Consider the following 15,657-nt stretch of genomic DNA (forward strand, 5'->3'; position numbering starts at 1 on the left):
ATATAGATGGCACTGCGCGGCCGATCTTCACCCCTACCCGCAGCGAGGGCAGAGCTAAGCATGGCGAAGGCCGCGATTCAAGCTTTAGTCCATTAGCCTTTGGCATCAAGACGGCAATAAGGCAACACGCACGCACCCATCAAAATCAGCAGGTTAGCTGCGAGGACAGAAGCAGCGACAAGGCCCTGGCGGAAAATGGCCGCCAGCCGCAGCCAAACGTTGACTTCGCCGCCATTCTGGCGGCAGAAACGACAAGCAGAAGATTTCACCGGGGCGAACATGACGAAACCGATCGTTGCCATTCCTGCCGATATCCGCAGCTACGACGGCGCGACCTGGCACGCCGTGCAGCACCAATATCTCAGTGCCGCATTGAATGCGGCCGGCGTCATGGCCTTTCTCATCCCGGCTTTCGAGGCGGGCTACGACACCGACGCAATCCTCGACCGCGTCGATGGTCTGCTGGTTTCGGGCTCGGCCAGCAATGTGCATCCTTCGCTTTACGGCGCCGAGGCAAAAGACAAGGACGGCCCCTTCGATCCCGCCCGCGACGCGACAAGCCTGCCGCTCATCCGCCGCGCCATCGATCGCGCCATCCCGCTGCTCGCCATCTGCCGCGGCATTCAAGAGCTGAACGTTGCGCTCGGCGGCTCGCTGGCAAGCGAGATCCACGAGCAGCCCGGCATCTGGGATCATCGCCGGCCGGAAGGCGTCGACCGTGACGGCATGTATGCCATCCGCCAGACTGTTCACGTCAAGGAAGGTTCCTGCATTGCCGGCATCCTCGGCCCGGGCGATATCCGCGTCAACTCGCTGCATCGTCAGGCGATCGCCAGAACCGCGCCGCGCCTGCAGGTGGAGGCCACCGCCGAGGATGGCACCGTGGAGGCCGTTTCCGTCATCGATGCCAAGGCCTTCGCCGTCGGCGTGCAATGGCATCCGGAATATTGGGCCGAAACCGACAAGACGTCGAATCGGCTGTTTTCCGCCTTCGGCGACGCCGTCCGCGATTACGCCGCCGCCAAACCGCCGGTGACCGCGGCGCAGGCGATCAGCTGACCACTGGCTCGGTCAAGCGTGCCGGCTTGAACCATCTCTAAACCTTTTGCGGCGTCTCCGGCACCGGCGTCAGCGCCGCCCCTGTCTCGAACCAGGCGATCAGATTGTCGGCGACGAGATCGGCCATTGCGTTGCGTGTGGGCACGGAGGCCGAGGCGACGTGCGGCAGCAGCACGGCATTGGCCGGTTCCATGAGCGTCGCCGGCACGGTCGGCTCGTCATAGAAAACGTCGAGGCCGGCGGCACCGAGCGCGCCTGACGCAAGCGCCACACTCAGCGCCTCTTCATCCACCGTCCAGCCACGGCCGACATTGATGAGGATGCCGTTCGAACCGAGAGAGGCCAGGATATCGGCATCGATCGTCTTATGCGTCTGCGGCGTCTTCGGAACGATGGCGATCAATGTGTCCACCGCCTCGGCCAGTCCCTTCAACGTCGGGTAATAATCATAGGGCGCATCGGCATGGCGCGAGCGTGTGTGATAGCTGATCTTCACCTTGAACGGCTCCAGCCGTTTGGCAATCTCGAGACCGATGCGGCCGAGGCCGTAGAGCCCGACATGACGGCCCTTGAGCGAAAACCGCGACAGCGGATAGGCTGTGCCCGGCTTCCAGTTACCCGCACGCAGCCAGGCTTCGGCCCGCGGCAATTCGCGGATCGTGTTCAGGAGCAGGCCAATCGCCGTGTCGGCAACCTCGTCATTCAAAACTTCTGGCGTATTGGTGACGACGATGCCCTTTTCAGCCGCCCGTTTGACATCCATGCCGTCATAACCGACGCCGAAACTGGCGATCACCTCGACGCCGGGCAACTGGTCCATCCAGCTGCCGGGACAGGCGCCGGAGACGGCGACGCCGCGGATGCGGCCGGCCATCTCGCCGTCGAGCGCCAGCTTTTCCTCACGGGCGACGGCAATGATCTCAAAACGATCCTTCAGTCTCTCGAGAACACGCTCGTGTATCTTCCCAGGAACGAGAATGGCGATGCGGGACATGGCTTTTCCTCTTGGACGGGGTCTGGTTCAGGCGCGGGGCCGATGGGGACTGGTCGACTGGCGGATGCGCATTTCCGGCTTGATGAGATGCATGCCGTCGGGTTCGTGGCTGCCGGCGAGACGATCAAGAAGGGCGCGCGCAGCCAGGCGGCCGACTTCGGTCTGGCCGTTCCAGACGGTTGTCAGCGCCGGCGTGGCAATCGAGGCTTCCTCGAGATCGTCATAACCGGTGACGGAAATGTCGCGCCCCGGCACCAGGCCGGCACGAGCAATGCCATTCATCAGGCCGATTGCAACGAGATCGTTCCAGCAGACGGCCGCCGTCGGCTGCTGTGGCAGTGAGAGGAAATGCACCGCGGCCTCGAAACCGCCCTGCTTCGAGCGAGGCCCGGGAATGCGCAGGTTCGGATCGACTTCGATGCCGGCCTTGCGCAGCGCATTGACATAACCCTGGTAGCGGTCGCGGCCGGTGGAGGTCTGGTCCGTGCCGCCGATCATCGCGATCGAGCGGTGACCGAGACCGATCAGGTGGTTGGTGGCGAGCGAAATGCCGTAGCTGTCGTCACCGCGATAGGTCGGCAGCTCCAGACCGTCCATCGAGCGGGCGACAAGGATTGCCGGCATGCCATTTTCCTCCGCCAGCTGCAGATCCTCCGGCGGCGTGCCGATCGCCGGCGACATAATGACGCCGTCGCCGCCGAGCTGCAGCAGCGTCTCAATGAAGGTGCGCTGCTTTTCGACATTGTCGTAATGGTTGGAAAGGATGAAGGTGTGGCGGCTGCGATCGAGTTCGCTTTCGATCGCCTTCAGGATTTCGCCGTAGAACGGATTCATGATGTCGTGCACGACGACGCCGATGATGCCGGAGCGCGAGGTGCGCAGGCTGGCCGCGCGGCGATTGTAGATGTAACCGAGCGCGCGCGCCTGCTCCTTGATCTTCTCCCGCGTATTGCCGGCGACGAGCGGACTATCGCGCAAGGCGAGCGATACGGTTGCCGTTGAGATGCCGAGCGTCTCGGCGATTGTCGAAAGCTTGATCTTCTGGACCACGTGTCCTCCTCCAGGCAGCACGCAAGACAGCAGACCGCACCGGAAAACCGGCGCGGTCCCTTAAAATGTTTAATTAAAAGATTTAACAGGCGCAGGCAATTCGTCTTTCAGCGAAATTTCAATCTTCGTCCGGCTCTTCCAAAGGAAGCGCTTCGGCCTGCAGATTGGCGTCGATAGCCTTCAGCAGCCGCACGAGATTGCGGATTTCCTTTTCTGAAAATTCCAGCGTCGCCAGTCTGTCGCAGGCCGACGCCGCCATCTCGATCGCCCGCACGCTGTCACGCCCGAGCGCCGTGAGATAGACCTTGGTCAGGCGCGCATCTTCGGCGTCGGGCTTGCGCTCGAGGAAGCCCTGCGCCTCCATGCGGCCGATCGTGCGCGTCATCGTCGGCGCCTTGACGCCGAGCTTCTGGGCAAGGCCGCCCGCCGTCATGCCGTCGCTCTCGGCGAGCGAGAGAATGACGCCGTCCTGGCCGGCATAGAGGCCGCTTTCGAACAGGTTGCGCGAGAGCACCGTACGCATGGAACGGGCCGCCTGGGTCAGCGCCGGCGAGAGATCGACGAGCGTATACTCCGTCTGGTCCTTCTTCTTGGACTTGCTCTTCTTGCCGTCCTTATGCTTCTTTCCCATAGCCATCCCTTTGATCTTTAAGCCCCGACGCCGCTGCGATATGACATTGCCCAGGATCTCGTCATAAACAAGAGGCAACGACCGGATGATGACGCCTTCGCCCGATAGCCACCCGGCCTCTGCCCCTGCCCCGCGCCCGCCGATCGCCGTGCTGCCGCTGGGTGCTCACGAGCAGCACGGTCCTCACCTGCCCTTCGAAACCGACACGCTGATTGCCGAAGGCATCGCCGCACGGTTGAAGGCGGCCCTGCCCGCCGGCCTGCCGGTCACCTTTCTGCCCGCCGAATCGGTCGGCTATTCGATAGAGCACATGGATGTTGAAGGAACGAAGACGCTCGCTTTCGACGAAGCGGTCAACCGCTGGCTCGGCATTGCCGAGCGGCTGGCCGAGCAGAAAATCCGCAAATTGGTGATGCTGAACGCCCATGGCGGCAATTCGCCCCTGATGACGATCGTCGCGACCGAGGCGCGGATTCGCTTTGCCATGCTGGCGGTGGCGACGAGCTGGACCCGCTTCGGCCTGCCCGGCGGTGTGATCCGGCCGGAGGAAAAGGCGATCGGCATTCACGGCGGCGATATCGAGACCTCGGTCATGCTGGCGCTTCATCCTGATAAGGTCGACATGGCGAAGGCGGCGGACTTCCCCTCCCGGCAGAGCGAATTTGCCGGGCGCTTCAAACATCTGCGCGCCTACGGGCCGCACGCTTTCGGCTGGAAGATGTCGGATCTCAACCCGCAAGGCGCGGCGGGCAACGCCGCGGCCGCGACGGCTGAAAAGGGCGAAGCGCTGATTGCCCATGCGGTGAAGGGGCTGGTGGAATTGCTCGAGGATGTCGATGCCTTCGACGTTGGCGAACTCCGGTGACGACTGATCCACACCGGCAGATGACGTGATCTTATAACATTATAAAATCCTTTGAACTGCCGTGCCCATGCCATTATATGAGACCAACCGCTCAAGCGGCCGATCCCAGCCGTTCGGCCGCACGCCTAATCCTAGAGGTTCTCATGACCGACGCGATCTCCACCCAGAAGCCCATTCCCGTCACCGTGCTCACCGGTTATCTCGGCGCCGGCAAGACGACCTTGCTCAACCGCATCCTGTCTGAAAACCACGGCAAGAAATATGCGGTCATCGTCAATGAGTTCGGCGAAATCGGCATCGACAACGACCTGATCGTCGAGTCGGATGAAGAAATCTATGAGATGAACAATGGTTGCGTCTGTTGCACGGTGCGCGGCGACCTGATCCGCGTCGTAGAAGGCCTGATGCGCCGGCCCGGCCGCTTCGACGGCATCATCGTCGAAACGACCGGCCTTGCCGATCCGGTGCCGGTCGCCCAGACCTTCTTCATGGATGACGACGTGCGCGCCAAGACCGAGCTCGACGCCGTCATCGCTCTCGTCGACGCCAAGCACTTGCCGCTGCGCCTGAAGGACAGCCGTGAGGCCGAAGATCAGATCGCCTTCGCCGACGTCATCGTCATCAACAAGAGCGATCTGGTAACCGCGGAAGAACTTGATGTGATCGAAGACATTGTCCGCGCCATCAACCCGGCCGCCCGCGTCTACAAGACCAGCCGCTCCGGCGTCGACCTCGCCCGCGTGCTCGACCAGGGCGCCTTCAACCTGGAGCGCGCGCTCGAAAACGATCCGCATTTCCTCGAACACGGCCATGACGATCATGTTTGCGGCCCGGATTGCGATCATCACCACGACCATGATCACGACCACCATCACGATCATGACCACGGCCACCATCATCACGGCGCCATGTCGGCGATCCACGATGTGACGGTGCAGTCGGTGTCGTTGCGCGGCGGCGAGATGAATGCCGAGCGCTTCTTCCCCTGGATCCAAAAAGTCACCCAGATGCAGGGGCCGAACATCCTGCGCCTCAAAGGCATCATCGCCTTCAAAGACGATCCCGAGCGTTATGTCGTCCAGGGTGTGCACATGATCATCGAGGGTGATCATCAGCGGCCCTGGAAGGACGGCGAAAAGCATGAAAGCCGTCTGGTCTTCATCGGCCGCGACCTCGACCGCGAAAAACTGGAGGCCTCCTTCAAGGCCTGCGAGGCAGCCGCCTGATGCCGACAGTTGCACCGCTTGATCTCGACGGCCACGTTCTGGCCGTCGAATTTTTAGGTGACATCCCCGTCTTCGCAAACGCAAACGGCACGTTTCATCGGCTGGACGGCGGCGAGAGGGTTTGCGAAGCCCATCAGGGCATGCTCACCGCCATCCGCGATCCTTATAGCGAAAGCCTGATCTCGGGCGGTGAGGACGGCAAGGTGCTGCGCATCGCTGCCGATGGCAGCGTCAGCGAACTCGCAACGGCGCCGCGCAAGTGGATCTCCCAAGTTGCGGCCGGCCCGCAGGGCGCCATCGCCTATTCCTACGGTAAGAGCTCGCTCGTCCGCCTCGCCGACGGCACGACCAAGGAATTTCCCGAGGAACGCACAGTCGAAGGCATCGCCTTCGCGCCGAAGGGCCTGCGCATCGCCGCCGCCCGTTACAACGGCGTAACGCTGCACTGGGTCGGCACGAGCGCCAAACCGGTCGATCTCGAGTGGAAGGGCGCCCATACCGGCGTCACCTTCTCGCCGGATGGCAATTTCCTCGTCACCTCGATGCAGGAAAATGCCCTGCACGGCTGGAAGCTCGACAGCAAGCCCGGCGCCGAGGCCCGGCACATGCGCATGACCGGCTATCCCACCAAGGTTAAATCGCTTTCTTGGTCGATCAAGGGGAAGTGGCTCGCCTCATCAGGCGCACCCGCAGCCATCGTCTGGCCCTTCCAGGGCAAGGACGGGCCGATGGGCAAGGCGCCGCTCGAACTCGGCACCCGCGCCAATATCATGGCGACCGCGGTGAAATTCCACCCGTTGGAAGACATCCTTGCCATCGGCTTCGTCGACGGCATGATTCTGGCTGTGCGCATCGCCGACAGCAAGGAAGCGCTGCTGCGCCGCCCCGGCAAGGGCGCGATCACGGCGATGAGCTGGAGCGCAAACGGCAAGCTGCTCGCCTTCGCCTCCGAAGCCGGCGATTGCGGCGTCATCGATATTTCGGCTTGAGGCCGTGTTGCCGGCGATGGATGGCGCTCTGGAACCAGAGATCGTGACGCTCGGCGCCGAGCACATGCAGGTGGCGGCAGGGATCCGGCGCGTGGCGCTGTGGCAGCGCCTGCCTTGGCTGCCGGACGTACATACTCCTGAGGAAGAAGAGCAGTATTGGCGCATGCATCTCCTGCCGAACTGCACGATCCTCGGCGCCGCTGTAGGAAACAAGCTCGTCGGCGTCATCGCCTATGGCGACGAATGGATAGAGCAGCTTTATGTTCTCCCGGGTTTCCAGGGCATGGGGATCGGCTCCCTGCTCCTCGGCTGCGCCAAGGGGGAGATGGATGAGATCAGGCTCTGGACATTTCAGCGCAATTGGGGCGCACGCGCTTTCTATGAGCGGCATGGTTTTTCCGCCGAAGAGAAAACCGACGGCGTTGATAATGAGGAAAAGGAGCCTGACGTGCTCTATCATTGGCGCCGCCTTCCGGAGCTGGCGCCTGACCTGAAACCGTCCGACTAATATATCGGCCGAGGCCTGAGAATATCGGGCTTGCCAAATGCTTTGCACGGGCGAAACATGGAAACTGACGCAGGCATTGCCGTCGCCGTTCTGACAGAGGAAATGCGAATGCCGAAATCGACCGGCCTCGGTTTTGCCGAGCAACAGCCGCCGCCTTTGGGCGATGCATCCGTCTGGACCACCATCCGCGCCGAGGCGGCGGAGCTTGCCGCGCGCGAGCCGATATTGCGGCGGCTGCTGACCACCGAGGTAACGGATGCCATCGGCGATAATGAGATCCTCGCCCGTGTTTTGGCCGCGCGGCTTTCGGTGACGCAGGTGGAAACCGGCAATCTGTTCGATCTTATCCTCTCAACGCTCACCGACGACATCATGCGCAAGATCGAGGCCGATCTCGCAGCCGTGCGCGAGCGCGACCCGGCCTGCACGACGTTCCTGCACGCGCTCCTGAACCTCAAGGGTTTTCATGCGCTGCAGACGCATCGCATCGCCCACGCGCTCTGGAATGCCGGCCGGCCGGAGATCGCCACCTGGCTCGCCAATCTTGCTTCGTTGGTCTTCGGCCCGGATATCCATCCGGCCGCACGGATCGGCGCCTCCATCATGCTCGACCACGGATCGGGCATCGTCATCGGGGAAACGGCGGTGATCGAGGACGAGGTATCGATCCTGCAGGGCGTCACGCTCGGCGGCACCGGCAAGGAAACCGGCGACCGCCACCCGAAGATCCGCCACGGGGTGATGATCGGCGCCGGCGCCAAGATCCTCGGCAATATCGAAATCGGCGCCTTCAGCAAAATCGCCGCCGGCAGCGTCGTGCTGAAAGCGGTTCCCGAACATTGCACGGTCGCCGGCGTGCCGGCCACCGTCGTGCGCATCCACCGCGCCGACGAAATTCCGGCCGAGACGATGGATCAGAATATCTAGCTACGCGGCCTGCTGCTTATCCCAGGAGGCTTCGACGCGGTTGCGGCCTTCGCGCTTCGAGCGGTAGAGCGCCTCATCCGCTCTGTGCATCAGGCTGTCAAAATCTCCACCGCTTACCCGCGTGGCGACCCCGATGCTCAGCGTCGGAAAGACGGCGAGATCCGGCCGCTGCATGACGGCAGCGGCGAAGTCGAGACGAATGCGTTCGGCAATCGCCATCGCATCTTCCCGTGATAGGTTTTTCAGCACGGCCAGGAACTCATCCCCGCCTTGACGGGCGAGCAGATCCTGCGGGCGCATGATGCTCCTCGAAACGCTGGCGAAAAGTCGCAGGATCTCGTCGCCGGCCGCGTGACCATGCCTATCGTTCAGCTGCTTGAAGTGATCGATATCGATGATCAGCAGCGAGACAGGCTGGGAACCGAGAGCGGGCAGATGCTGGGCAAGGCCGCCGCGATTGAGCGCGCCTGTCAACGGATCGTGATGGGCGAGCTCGGTCAGCTGGTTTCGGCTGCGCTCGGCTGCCATCAGCACCATGGCCATGCTGCGAAGCATGATGAAAGCAACCGCCGATACCGCCATCCAGCTATGGACCACACTGCCGCCGAAGGGATCCGGCCCGCCGATCTCGCCGGTCGCCGCAAGTATGCTGCGCGCGGCAAAGATCACGGCTGTGCAGATGTAGAGAGCGACCAGCAGGGCCGCCGAATACAGCCTCTCGCGACGGACGATGCTGAACGCCTCCTTTGCGACGGCAAGATCGCAGAGGCAGCAAATAACGGAAACGTAGAGGAGCCTTGCCGAGACCGTGGTGGGATCGCTGACGATCAGAATGACAGGCACGCTGACGAGGAGGACGGCCAGCCAGAAACAGCGCTGCCCGAGAACCCGTCCGGAAAAGACGCGCACGGCAAAGAACATCAGCATGTAGCCGGCGATGGTGACGACATTGCCGCCGTCGATCGACACCGCGTAGGGAACGATATTGCGCAGCGCGACGAGAAAGGAACCGATGCCGATGAGGAGGTTGCTCAAGCCCCACCAGAGGGGCCACCTGTCGAAGCGGCCGGTCGCATAGGCTGCAAGCTGGAGAATCCCCAGCACGAAACAGCTCACGGCAACAATGAAATAGATCGTCCGGAGATCCAGCAGCATGACGCATTCCCGAGGTTCTGGCAGCGAACCTACAGCAAGCATTTTGCGGTTTGATTGGAGGCTTCGTTAAAAGTTTAACGATCCCGATTTTTCAAGGCGCCCTTTGTCAGGCGGCGCGCACGGCGCCGATAATATCTTGCTGAAAGAAAATCCGCGCCGCAACCACGGCGGCCCGCCTGCCTTCATGGTCAAGTGGCGCGGACATTGCCGGCCGAGGGAAGGACCTCAACCCCAGCCGACTGGTTGCGCCGACCTTAGGCGGCGCGGCGAACCGGCGCGCTGGCCAGCATGCGCCCTGAGGGGACGATCATGCCGGCCGCACCGTCAAGCCAGCCTTCCGTAAGCTCCAGCGCAAGAAAGCGCGAGCGTTCGAACGGACCCGGCATGACGAGATGGCGAGCCTTTTCGGCAAAGAAGCCGAAACGCTCGTAATAGGCTGCATCGCCGACGAGCAGGACGGCACCATGCCCGCGATTCTTCGCTTCGAGAATCGCTGCCCGCATCAGCGCCGCGCCGATGCCCTTGCCGCCGTGACGGGAATCGACGGCGAGCGGACCGAGCAGCAGCGCATTGATCGGCGTGCCTTCATCGTTGACGCCGGCCTCGATGTTCCAGAGCCGCACAGAGCCGATGACATGACCATCGCGATCACGCGCGACGAGCGCGAGGCCCTCGGCCGGAACACGGTTGCGGCGGATCTTCTCCGATGACTTCTTGCGGCGGTCCGGCCCCATGACACGGTCGAGCAGGTTTTCGCGGGCAACCACGTCCGACGGATTTTCGGCGTCGATGGTGAAAATGGAAGGCGCAAAGAATGCGCGGACAGAATCAAGAACAGCGGCCATCTTGGCCTCCCGTACCCAATACCGTTATCAGCGGCGATGAAGGAAAATTGTGAAGTTGCCGCCCCGGCTGGTTACGGGGCCGGCGGAAACGACCTTAGATGACGTAGGCCTTCAGCGGCTCGAAACCGTTGAACGCGACCGCCGAATAGGTCGTCGTATAGGCGCCGGTGCCTTCGATCAGAACCTCGTCACCGATCGAAAGGGAGATCGGCAGCGGATAAAGGTTCTTCTCGTAGAGCACGTCGGCCGAATCGCAGGTCGGGCCGGCGATGACGCAGGGCTCCATTTCGTCGCCGTCATGCTCCGTGCGGATCGGATAGCGGATGGCTTCGTCCATCGTTTCGGCGAGACCGCCGAACTTGCCGATGTCGAGGAAGACCCAGCGGGCGTCGTCATTGTCCGACTTCTTCGAAATCAGCACGACCTCAGCCTTGATGACGCCGGCATTGCCGACCATGCCGCGGCCCGGCTCGATGATCGTCTGCGGGATCTGGTTGCCGAAATGCGTGCGCAGCGCCTGGTAGATCGACTTGCCGTAAGCTTCTGCGGACGGAACGTCGCGCAGATACTTGGTCGGGAAGCCGCCGCCCATGTTGACCATCTGCAGGTGGATGCCCTGCTTGGCAAGCGAGACGAAGACGCGCTTGGCGTCGGCGAGTGCGGAATCCCAGGCATCGACCTTGGTCATCTGCGAACCGACATGGAACGAGACGCCGTAGGACTGCAGGCCGAGCTGATGGGCGTAGACGAGAACGTCGACGGCCATCTGCGGAACGCAGCCGAACTTGCGCGACAGCGGCCATTCAGCGCCTTCGCCATCGGTCAGCACGCGGCAGAAGACGCGGGCGCCGGGAGCGGCACGCGAGATCTTCTCGACTTCCTCGTGGCTGTCGACGGCAAAGAGGCTGACGCCGAGCGCATGGGCGCGGGCAATGTCGCGTTCCTTCTTGATCGTGTTGCCGAAGGAGATGCGGGCAGCGGTCGCACCGGCTTCGAGCGCCATCTCGATTTCGGCAACGGATGCGCAATCGAAATTGGAGCCGAGACCTGCGAGCAGCTTCAGCACTTCAGGAGCCGGGTTTGCCTTGACGGCGTAGTAGATGGCGCTGTCCGGCATGGCATGACGGAAGGCGTGGAAATTGTCGCGAACGACGTCGAGGTCAACCACGAGGCAGGGACCGTCGGGACGTCGGGTTGCGAGAAAGTCGCGGATGCGCTGGGTGGTCATATCGTTCCCTCTTCCAATTCCAGAGCTCCGGCATGAACCGGAGGACAAAGGGCATACGAGAACTCGCATTGGAACCAGCCGGTGGAGACCCCGGAACCATAGCAAGCGCTCGATGCGCGGATAGTGAACCAACGCCGCGGACGCGGTGTAAGTTCGGCTTTGTCTGCCATGGATTGGAGGGAGAATCCCAACCGCACTTCCGGCAATGATGGTGTGCCTCTTCAGTAACCCCCGCTGATGGAAAGCAGGGAGAGAACAAAAAGGCCCGCACCGTCGTTGCTTCAGGCGTCCTCGCATTTTCCGGTTGGCCGGAATAGCGACTGGAGGGGTTAATTCCAGGTACCTTACCGATTTCCTCACCAATTCGAGGGTTCGGCGGACACCCATGGGCACGTGCGACTTTGGGCTGAGGTGGAAATAAGAATATTCGCCTTCACAATCAAGCGTTTTTTTGATCTTGGGGTCAAAAAAATAATTGAACAGGTCGGGCCAATTTGTTCAACGTTTCGAAACAGCTTGGAAAGCGCAATGGACACTCTGACCCGCATACGTGCCTTCATCGACGTCGTCGAGGCCGAAGGCTTTTCCGCCGCCGCACGGCGCACCGGCCGCTCGAAAGCGCTGCTGTCCAAATATGTGCGCGAACTGGAAGACGAGCTCGGCGCTCTGCTGCTCAACCGCACCACCCGGCAGTTCTCCATGACCGAAGCCGGCCACACCTATTACCGCAGCGCGTCCGATATTCTGAAAGAGATCGACAACCTTGCCGATCTCGTGCGTGAAAACAACGCCCAGCTGAAGGGACGGCTGCGCATCTCCGTCCCCCGCACCTTCGTCGACGCCGACGTCGGCCAGTCTCTGATCGATTTTGCCGCCGAGAACCCGGATCTTTCGCTGGAGATCGCTGCCGATGACCGATTCGTCGACCTGATCGAAGAAGGCTTCGACGTGGCGATCCGCATTTCCAAGCTCGAAGATTCCGGCATGATCGCCCGCAAGATCTCCGATTTTCGCGTCCATCTCTGCGCCACCCCGGATTTTATCGAGCACCATCCCGAACTCGAGCATCCGAGCGACATTTCCAACGTCCCCTTCATCGTCGATACCAATTCGCGCACCCAAGGCAGCATTCGCTTCTACAACCCTGATAACACAACCTTCGCCGTCGCCGTCTCCGGGCCGATAGAAGTCAACAGCCCGCATGCGACATTGCGCGCCGCCCTCGCGGGCATCGGCATCGCCCTCATTCCCGATTTCATCGCCCGCAAACCGATCGAGAGCGGCGAACTGCTGACGCTGTTTAACGACTACATCCCGACCGACCGCGGCATCTATGCCGTCTACCCGCACCGGCGCTACCTGCCGGCCAAGGTGAGGATTTTCGTCGACTACCTGCACAACTGGTTCAGGAAGCATCCGTGAGACTGCATCGAAAGACCCGCCCGAGCACGGGTGATGCCGGGCACGTTCGGCCGGCAAGCCTGTCCCAATTCCGTCCCAATTTCTGGCAAGAACTCAGCTCGAGCGAATAAGGCAGCGGGACGCATGAACAGATCCATACCATTGATGACCGCGCTACTTTCGCTGACGCCGGCCGCCGCCTTTGCGCATCCGCATATCTTCGTGGAGGCGCGGCTCGAAGTCGTGGCCGGCGATGACGGCAGCATCGAGGAACTGCGTAATGTCTGGCGCTTCGACGAGGTCTTCTCCTCCTCGGTCGTCATGGATTTCGACAAGAACACCGATCTGAAGCTGGAGCCGAACGAACTCGCGCAGGTCGGCAAAACGGTGAAGCAATCGCTTGCCGACTACGACTACTACATGAACCTGACGGTCAACGGGAAGAACATCACCGTCCAGCAGCCTGACATCATCCATGTCGACTACAAGAACGGCCAGCTGCTGATGTTCTTCGCAGTCAAGCCGGCGGAGAAGATGCCGCTGAAAGGCAGGCTCACTTTCGGCGTCTACGACCCGACGCTCTATACGTCGATCGACTTTCCGACAGACAACGAACTCGCCACGGTCGGCGACGGCTTCAAGGCCTGCAAACATCAGGTGGTAAGGCCCGATGCCGACGAGGTAATCTCGCAAAACAAGCAGTCGCTGACCGACGCATTCTTCAACGACCCCACCGGCACCAACATGTCCAAACTCTTCGCCACCCGGCTGGAGATCACATGCTGACAAAACGCCCGTGCTTCGTCCTTTCCGCAGCACTCCTTGCGCTGGTGACGGCGGCAAGCCTCGCCCATGCGCAATCGCCGCTCGGCATCGGCACGGCGGAACCAAGCTTTCAACCGACCGGCGGGCCGTTCGCACCGCTTTTGCTCTATGTGAATTATGAGCAGCAGGCCTTCTACCGCGCGCTGACCGATGCGTTGAAGGGCATGCGTCAGGATCCGTGGCAACTGACGTCGCTGATCGGCCTTTCCTTTGCCTACGGTGTCTTCCATGCCGCCGGCCCCGGCCACGGCAAGGCGGTCATCTCCTCCTATATGATCGCCAACGAGGTCGAGCTGAAGCGCGGCGTGGTGATTTCCTTCATTTCGGCGTTCATTCAGGGCGTCGTCGCCGTGGGGCTGGTCGGCGGTGCCTGGCTGGTGCTGCGCGGCACCGGCATCACGCTGACAGCCGCGACCCATGCAATGGAAATCGCAAGCTTCGTCATGGTTATCCTCTTCGGCGGTTGGCTGCTGTTTCGCAAACTGCGCTCGATGGTGGGCAATTTGCCGCGTCGCCGGCTGATGGCGACATCCGCCGGTCCGGTCAGCATGATGCTCGACTGGAAGGACAATGCCGCCGAACGCCAGGCCTATGCCTTCAACGGCAGGGCGCAGGCCGTCGGCGCCGGCCACACCTTCGTTCCCGGCATGGTCTGCGAGACCTGCGGCAATGCCCATGTGCCGGACCCGGCCCTGCTCGCCGGCGACAAGTTCAGCGTCCGCGAGGCCTGGTCGGCGATCGTTGCCGTCGGCCTTCGGCCCTGCTCCGGCGCGCTTCTGGTCATGACCTTCTCGCTGCTGAACGGGCTCTATCTCGGCGGCATGCTGTCGGTCGCGGCCATGTCGCTCGGCACCGCAATCACCGTTTCCGTCCTTGCCACGCTCGCCGTCACCGCCAAGGGGGCTGCCGTCCGCCTCTCCGGGCGCGGCTCGACCGCCTCGATCTGGATCGGCAACGCCATCGAAATCCTCGGCGCCCTGCTCGTCATCCTGATGGGCGCCCTGCTGCTCGGGGCATCGCTGCAGGGGTAGAGAGACCTCCGTGTCTAATGCTTCCCTTTGCTGCGCTGGTAGCGCGCCCTGAGCCAGAAGATCGCGAAAAACGCCATGATCAGGCAGACGCCGACAGCGATCCCCAGCACCGGCGAGAAATTGCCGATCCATAAGACGATGGTCGGCAGAAAATAAATGACGAGGCCGGCGCCGATCAGAATGATGGCGGCGGCGATCGCCTGCGAGCGGCTCTCAGGGCTCACGCTAGCCTTTCCTTTTCCAGATTGGCGCGAATATCCTGCAGGCGCCGGATCTGGTTGCCGGCGGCGTCGAAATTCTCCGGCGAAAGCCAGGCTTCAAAGGCATCGTTGATCAGCGGCCACTCGGCATCGATCATCGAAAACCAGGCAGTGTCGCGGTTGCGGTGCTTGGAGATCATGTGCTGGCGGAAGACGCCTTCGAAGCTGAAGCCGTAACGGGCGGCCGTCGTCTTGCTCGCCTCGTTGTTATTGTCGCATTTCCATTCGTAGCGCCGGTAGCCGAGATCTTCGAAGACGTGCTTGGCCATCAGGTAATGCGCCTCGGTGGAAAGCGGTGAGCGCTTCATGTCGGCGCCATGCGCCACCCCGCCGATCTCGACCACACCATTTGCCGGGTCGGCCCGCATATAGTTCGCCATGCCGACAATCTTGCCGGTGGCGTTGTCACGGAAGATATGGGTGAGCCAGCCGGACTTGGTGTAGACGGATTCCAGCCAATTGGCGAAATCCTCAATGCCGGAAAAATCGTCCTGCGCGAAATAAAGCAGCAGCGGGTTGATACCCATGCCGCCAAGCCCCTCCCACAGCGCTTCAAGATGCTCCGCGCGTCGATAAGGCTCGACGGTGACGAAGCGGCCCCTCAGCGTCACCGGCTTCGGCGCCGGGCAGCCCTTAAAATTTGCAAGATCGCGCATGTTCACT

General features: G+C 62.0%; 18 protein-coding genes. 9 read left to right on the top strand and 9 right to left on the bottom strand.

What is annotated here, in order from left to right; genetic code table 11:
* Positions 1 to 92 precede the first annotated feature (92 nt).
* Positions 93 to 302, bottom strand: coding sequence for a hypothetical protein (locus tag EFD56_RS13005; RefSeq protein ID WP_037141367.1), 210 nt, complete (start codon positions 300 to 302; stop codon positions 93 to 95).
* On the opposite strand from EFD56_RS13005, the gene EFD56_RS13010 reads away from it, so the two are divergent.
* A complete protein-coding gene (locus tag EFD56_RS13010) occupies positions 280 to 1,059 on the top strand; it encodes a gamma-glutamyl-gamma-aminobutyrate hydrolase family protein (protein ID WP_126905464.1) in 780 nt (259 codons plus the stop codon). The two genes, EFD56_RS13005 and EFD56_RS13010, sit on opposite strands and share 23 nt — an antisense overlap.
* Before the next feature lie 37 nt (positions 1,060 to 1,096).
* Here EFD56_RS13010 and EFD56_RS13015 read toward each other — a convergent pair whose 3' ends face one another.
* From EFD56_RS13015 to EFD56_RS13025, 3 genes are all read right to left on the bottom strand, one after another.
* Positions 1,097 to 2,053 (bottom strand): 2-hydroxyacid dehydrogenase, encoded by a 957-nt coding sequence (locus EFD56_RS13015; RefSeq protein ID WP_126905465.1) that lies wholly within the window; start codon positions 2,051 to 2,053, stop codon positions 1,097 to 1,099.
* Between the two features lie 27 nt (positions 2,054 to 2,080).
* Positions 2,081 to 3,103: a LacI family DNA-binding transcriptional regulator gene (locus EFD56_RS13020; RefSeq protein WP_029532233.1), complete on the bottom strand. Its 1,023-nt coding sequence runs from the start codon at positions 3,101 to 3,103 to the stop codon at positions 2,081 to 2,083.
* A 118-nt stretch (positions 3,104 to 3,221) separates the two neighbouring features.
* Positions 3,222 to 3,734, bottom strand: a complete 513-nt coding sequence (locus tag EFD56_RS13025; RefSeq protein ID WP_041683777.1) for a MarR family winged helix-turn-helix transcriptional regulator — start codon at positions 3,732 to 3,734, stop codon at positions 3,222 to 3,224.
* A gap of 85 nt (positions 3,735 to 3,819) precedes the next feature.
* Between EFD56_RS13025 and EFD56_RS13030 the strand changes: the two genes are divergently transcribed.
* From EFD56_RS13030 to cysE, 5 genes are all read left to right on the top strand, one after another.
* On the top strand, positions 3,820 to 4,599 hold the full coding sequence (locus tag EFD56_RS13030) for a creatininase family protein (RefSeq protein WP_085743257.1): 780 nt from the start codon (positions 3,820 to 3,822) through the stop codon (positions 4,597 to 4,599).
* Between the two features lie 143 nt (positions 4,600 to 4,742).
* Entirely contained in the window at positions 4,743 to 5,825 is a 1,083-nt protein-coding gene (locus EFD56_RS13035; RefSeq protein WP_037141376.1) for a CobW family GTP-binding protein, read from the top strand.
* A complete protein-coding gene (locus tag EFD56_RS13040) occupies positions 5,825 to 6,814 on the top strand; it encodes a WD40 repeat domain-containing protein (protein ID WP_126905466.1) in 990 nt (329 codons plus the stop codon). The genes EFD56_RS13035 and EFD56_RS13040 overlap by 1 nt, the downstream gene beginning before the upstream one ends.
* Before the next feature lie 16 nt (positions 6,815 to 6,830).
* Positions 6,831 to 7,322 carry a GNAT family N-acetyltransferase gene (locus EFD56_RS13045; protein ID WP_064828466.1) on the top strand — a complete coding sequence of 164 codons (492 nt, stop codon included), beginning with the start codon at positions 6,831 to 6,833 and terminating at the stop codon, positions 7,320 to 7,322.
* Between the two features lie 108 nt (positions 7,323 to 7,430).
* Positions 7,431 to 8,249, top strand: coding sequence for a serine O-acetyltransferase (cysE, locus tag EFD56_RS13050; protein ID WP_126905515.1), 819 nt, complete (start codon positions 7,431 to 7,433; stop codon positions 8,247 to 8,249).
* On the opposite strand, the gene EFD56_RS13055 is transcribed toward cysE, so the two are convergent.
* The 3 genes from EFD56_RS13055 to odc2 all read right to left on the bottom strand — a co-directional run bounded on the left by EFD56_RS13055 (position 8,250) and on the right by odc2 (position 11,477).
* On the bottom strand, positions 8,250 to 9,404 hold the full coding sequence (locus tag EFD56_RS13055) for a GGDEF domain-containing protein (protein ID WP_126905467.1): 1,155 nt from the start codon (positions 9,402 to 9,404) through the stop codon (positions 8,250 to 8,252).
* Between the two features lie 254 nt (positions 9,405 to 9,658).
* Positions 9,659 to 10,249, bottom strand: a complete 591-nt coding sequence (locus tag EFD56_RS13060; protein ID WP_097602184.1) for a GNAT family N-acetyltransferase — start codon at positions 10,247 to 10,249, stop codon at positions 9,659 to 9,661.
* A 94-nt stretch (positions 10,250 to 10,343) separates the two neighbouring features.
* Positions 10,344 to 11,477 (bottom strand): ornithine/lysine decarboxylase, encoded by a 1,134-nt coding sequence (gene odc2 / locus EFD56_RS13065; RefSeq protein WP_012485255.1) that lies wholly within the window; start codon positions 11,475 to 11,477, stop codon positions 10,344 to 10,346.
* 528 nt (positions 11,478 to 12,005) lie between these two features.
* Between odc2 and EFD56_RS13070 the strand changes: the two genes are divergently transcribed.
* The 3 genes from EFD56_RS13070 (at position 12,006) to EFD56_RS13080 (ending at position 14,734) form a co-directional block, all read left to right on the top strand.
* Positions 12,006 to 12,899 carry a LysR family transcriptional regulator gene (locus tag EFD56_RS13070; protein WP_126905468.1) on the top strand — a complete coding sequence of 298 codons (894 nt, stop codon included), beginning with the start codon at positions 12,006 to 12,008 and terminating at the stop codon, positions 12,897 to 12,899.
* A 123-nt stretch (positions 12,900 to 13,022) separates the two neighbouring features.
* Positions 13,023 to 13,664, top strand: a complete 642-nt coding sequence (locus tag EFD56_RS13075) for a DUF1007 family protein (protein WP_126905469.1) — start codon at positions 13,023 to 13,025, stop codon at positions 13,662 to 13,664.
* Positions 13,658 to 14,734: a nickel/cobalt transporter gene (locus EFD56_RS13080; protein ID WP_096477903.1), complete on the top strand. Its 1,077-nt coding sequence runs from the start codon at positions 13,658 to 13,660 to the stop codon at positions 14,732 to 14,734. The genes EFD56_RS13075 and EFD56_RS13080 overlap by 7 nt, the downstream gene beginning before the upstream one ends.
* A gap of 14 nt (positions 14,735 to 14,748) precedes the next feature.
* On the opposite strand, the gene EFD56_RS13085 is transcribed toward EFD56_RS13080, so the two are convergent.
* Together EFD56_RS13085 and EFD56_RS13090 are read right to left on the bottom strand one after the other, a co-directional pair.
* Entirely contained in the window at positions 14,749 to 14,958 is a 210-nt protein-coding gene (locus EFD56_RS13085; protein ID WP_037117411.1) for a hypothetical protein, read from the bottom strand.
* Positions 14,955 to 15,650 carry a GNAT family N-acetyltransferase gene (locus EFD56_RS13090; protein ID WP_004677966.1) on the bottom strand — a complete coding sequence of 232 codons (696 nt, stop codon included), beginning with the start codon at positions 15,648 to 15,650 and terminating at the stop codon, positions 14,955 to 14,957. Before EFD56_RS13090 ends, EFD56_RS13085 begins: the two co-directional genes overlap by 4 nt.
* Positions 15,651 to 15,657: the final 7 nt, after the last annotated feature.

The organism is Rhizobium phaseoli (genome assembly GCF_003985125.1).
In the GTDB taxonomy this organism is placed as follows: Bacteria; Pseudomonadota; Alphaproteobacteria; order Rhizobiales; family Rhizobiaceae; genus Rhizobium; species Rhizobium phaseoli.

Bases quoted from the DNA above. Each gene is read 5' to 3' on its own strand.
- EFD56_RS13060 (WP_097602184.1), bottom strand. From the start codon at position 10,249: ATGGCCGCTGTTCTTGATTCTGTCCGCGCATTCTTTGCGCCTTCCATT.
- EFD56_RS13035 (WP_037141376.1), top strand. From the start codon at position 4,743: ATGACCGACGCGATCTCCACCCAGAAGCCCATTCCCGTCACCGTGCTC.
- EFD56_RS13045 (WP_064828466.1), top strand. From the start codon at position 6,831: ATGGATGGCGCTCTGGAACCAGAGATCGTGACGCTCGGCGCCGAGCAC.
- EFD56_RS13055 (WP_126905467.1), bottom strand. From the start codon at position 9,404: ATGCTGCTGGATCTCCGGACGATCTATTTCATTGTTGCCGTGAGCTGT.
- cysE (WP_126905515.1), top strand. From the start codon at position 7,431: ATGCCGAAATCGACCGGCCTCGGTTTTGCCGAGCAACAGCCGCCGCCT.
- EFD56_RS13090 (WP_004677966.1), bottom strand. From the start codon at position 15,650: ATGCGCGATCTTGCAAATTTTAAGGGCTGCCCGGCGCCGAAGCCGGTG.
- EFD56_RS13005 (WP_037141367.1), bottom strand. From the start codon at position 302: ATGGCAACGATCGGTTTCGTCATGTTCGCCCCGGTGAAATCTTCTGCT.
- EFD56_RS13070 (WP_126905468.1), top strand. From the start codon at position 12,006: ATGGACACTCTGACCCGCATACGTGCCTTCATCGACGTCGTCGAGGCC.
- EFD56_RS13030 (WP_085743257.1), top strand. From the start codon at position 3,820: ATGATGACGCCTTCGCCCGATAGCCACCCGGCCTCTGCCCCTGCCCCG.
- EFD56_RS13075 (WP_126905469.1), top strand. From the start codon at position 13,023: ATGAACAGATCCATACCATTGATGACCGCGCTACTTTCGCTGACGCCG.
- EFD56_RS13010 (WP_126905464.1), top strand. From the start codon at position 280: ATGACGAAACCGATCGTTGCCATTCCTGCCGATATCCGCAGCTACGAC.
- EFD56_RS13015 (WP_126905465.1), bottom strand. From the start codon at position 2,053: ATGTCCCGCATCGCCATTCTCGTTCCTGGGAAGATACACGAGCGTGTT.
- EFD56_RS13025 (WP_041683777.1), bottom strand. From the start codon at position 3,734: ATGGGAAAGAAGCATAAGGACGGCAAGAAGAGCAAGTCCAAGAAGAAG.
- odc2 (WP_012485255.1), bottom strand. From the start codon at position 11,477: ATGACCACCCAGCGCATCCGCGACTTTCTCGCAACCCGACGTCCCGAC.
- EFD56_RS13040 (WP_126905466.1), top strand. From the start codon at position 5,825: ATGCCGACAGTTGCACCGCTTGATCTCGACGGCCACGTTCTGGCCGTC.
- EFD56_RS13080 (WP_096477903.1), top strand. From the start codon at position 13,658: ATGCTGACAAAACGCCCGTGCTTCGTCCTTTCCGCAGCACTCCTTGCG.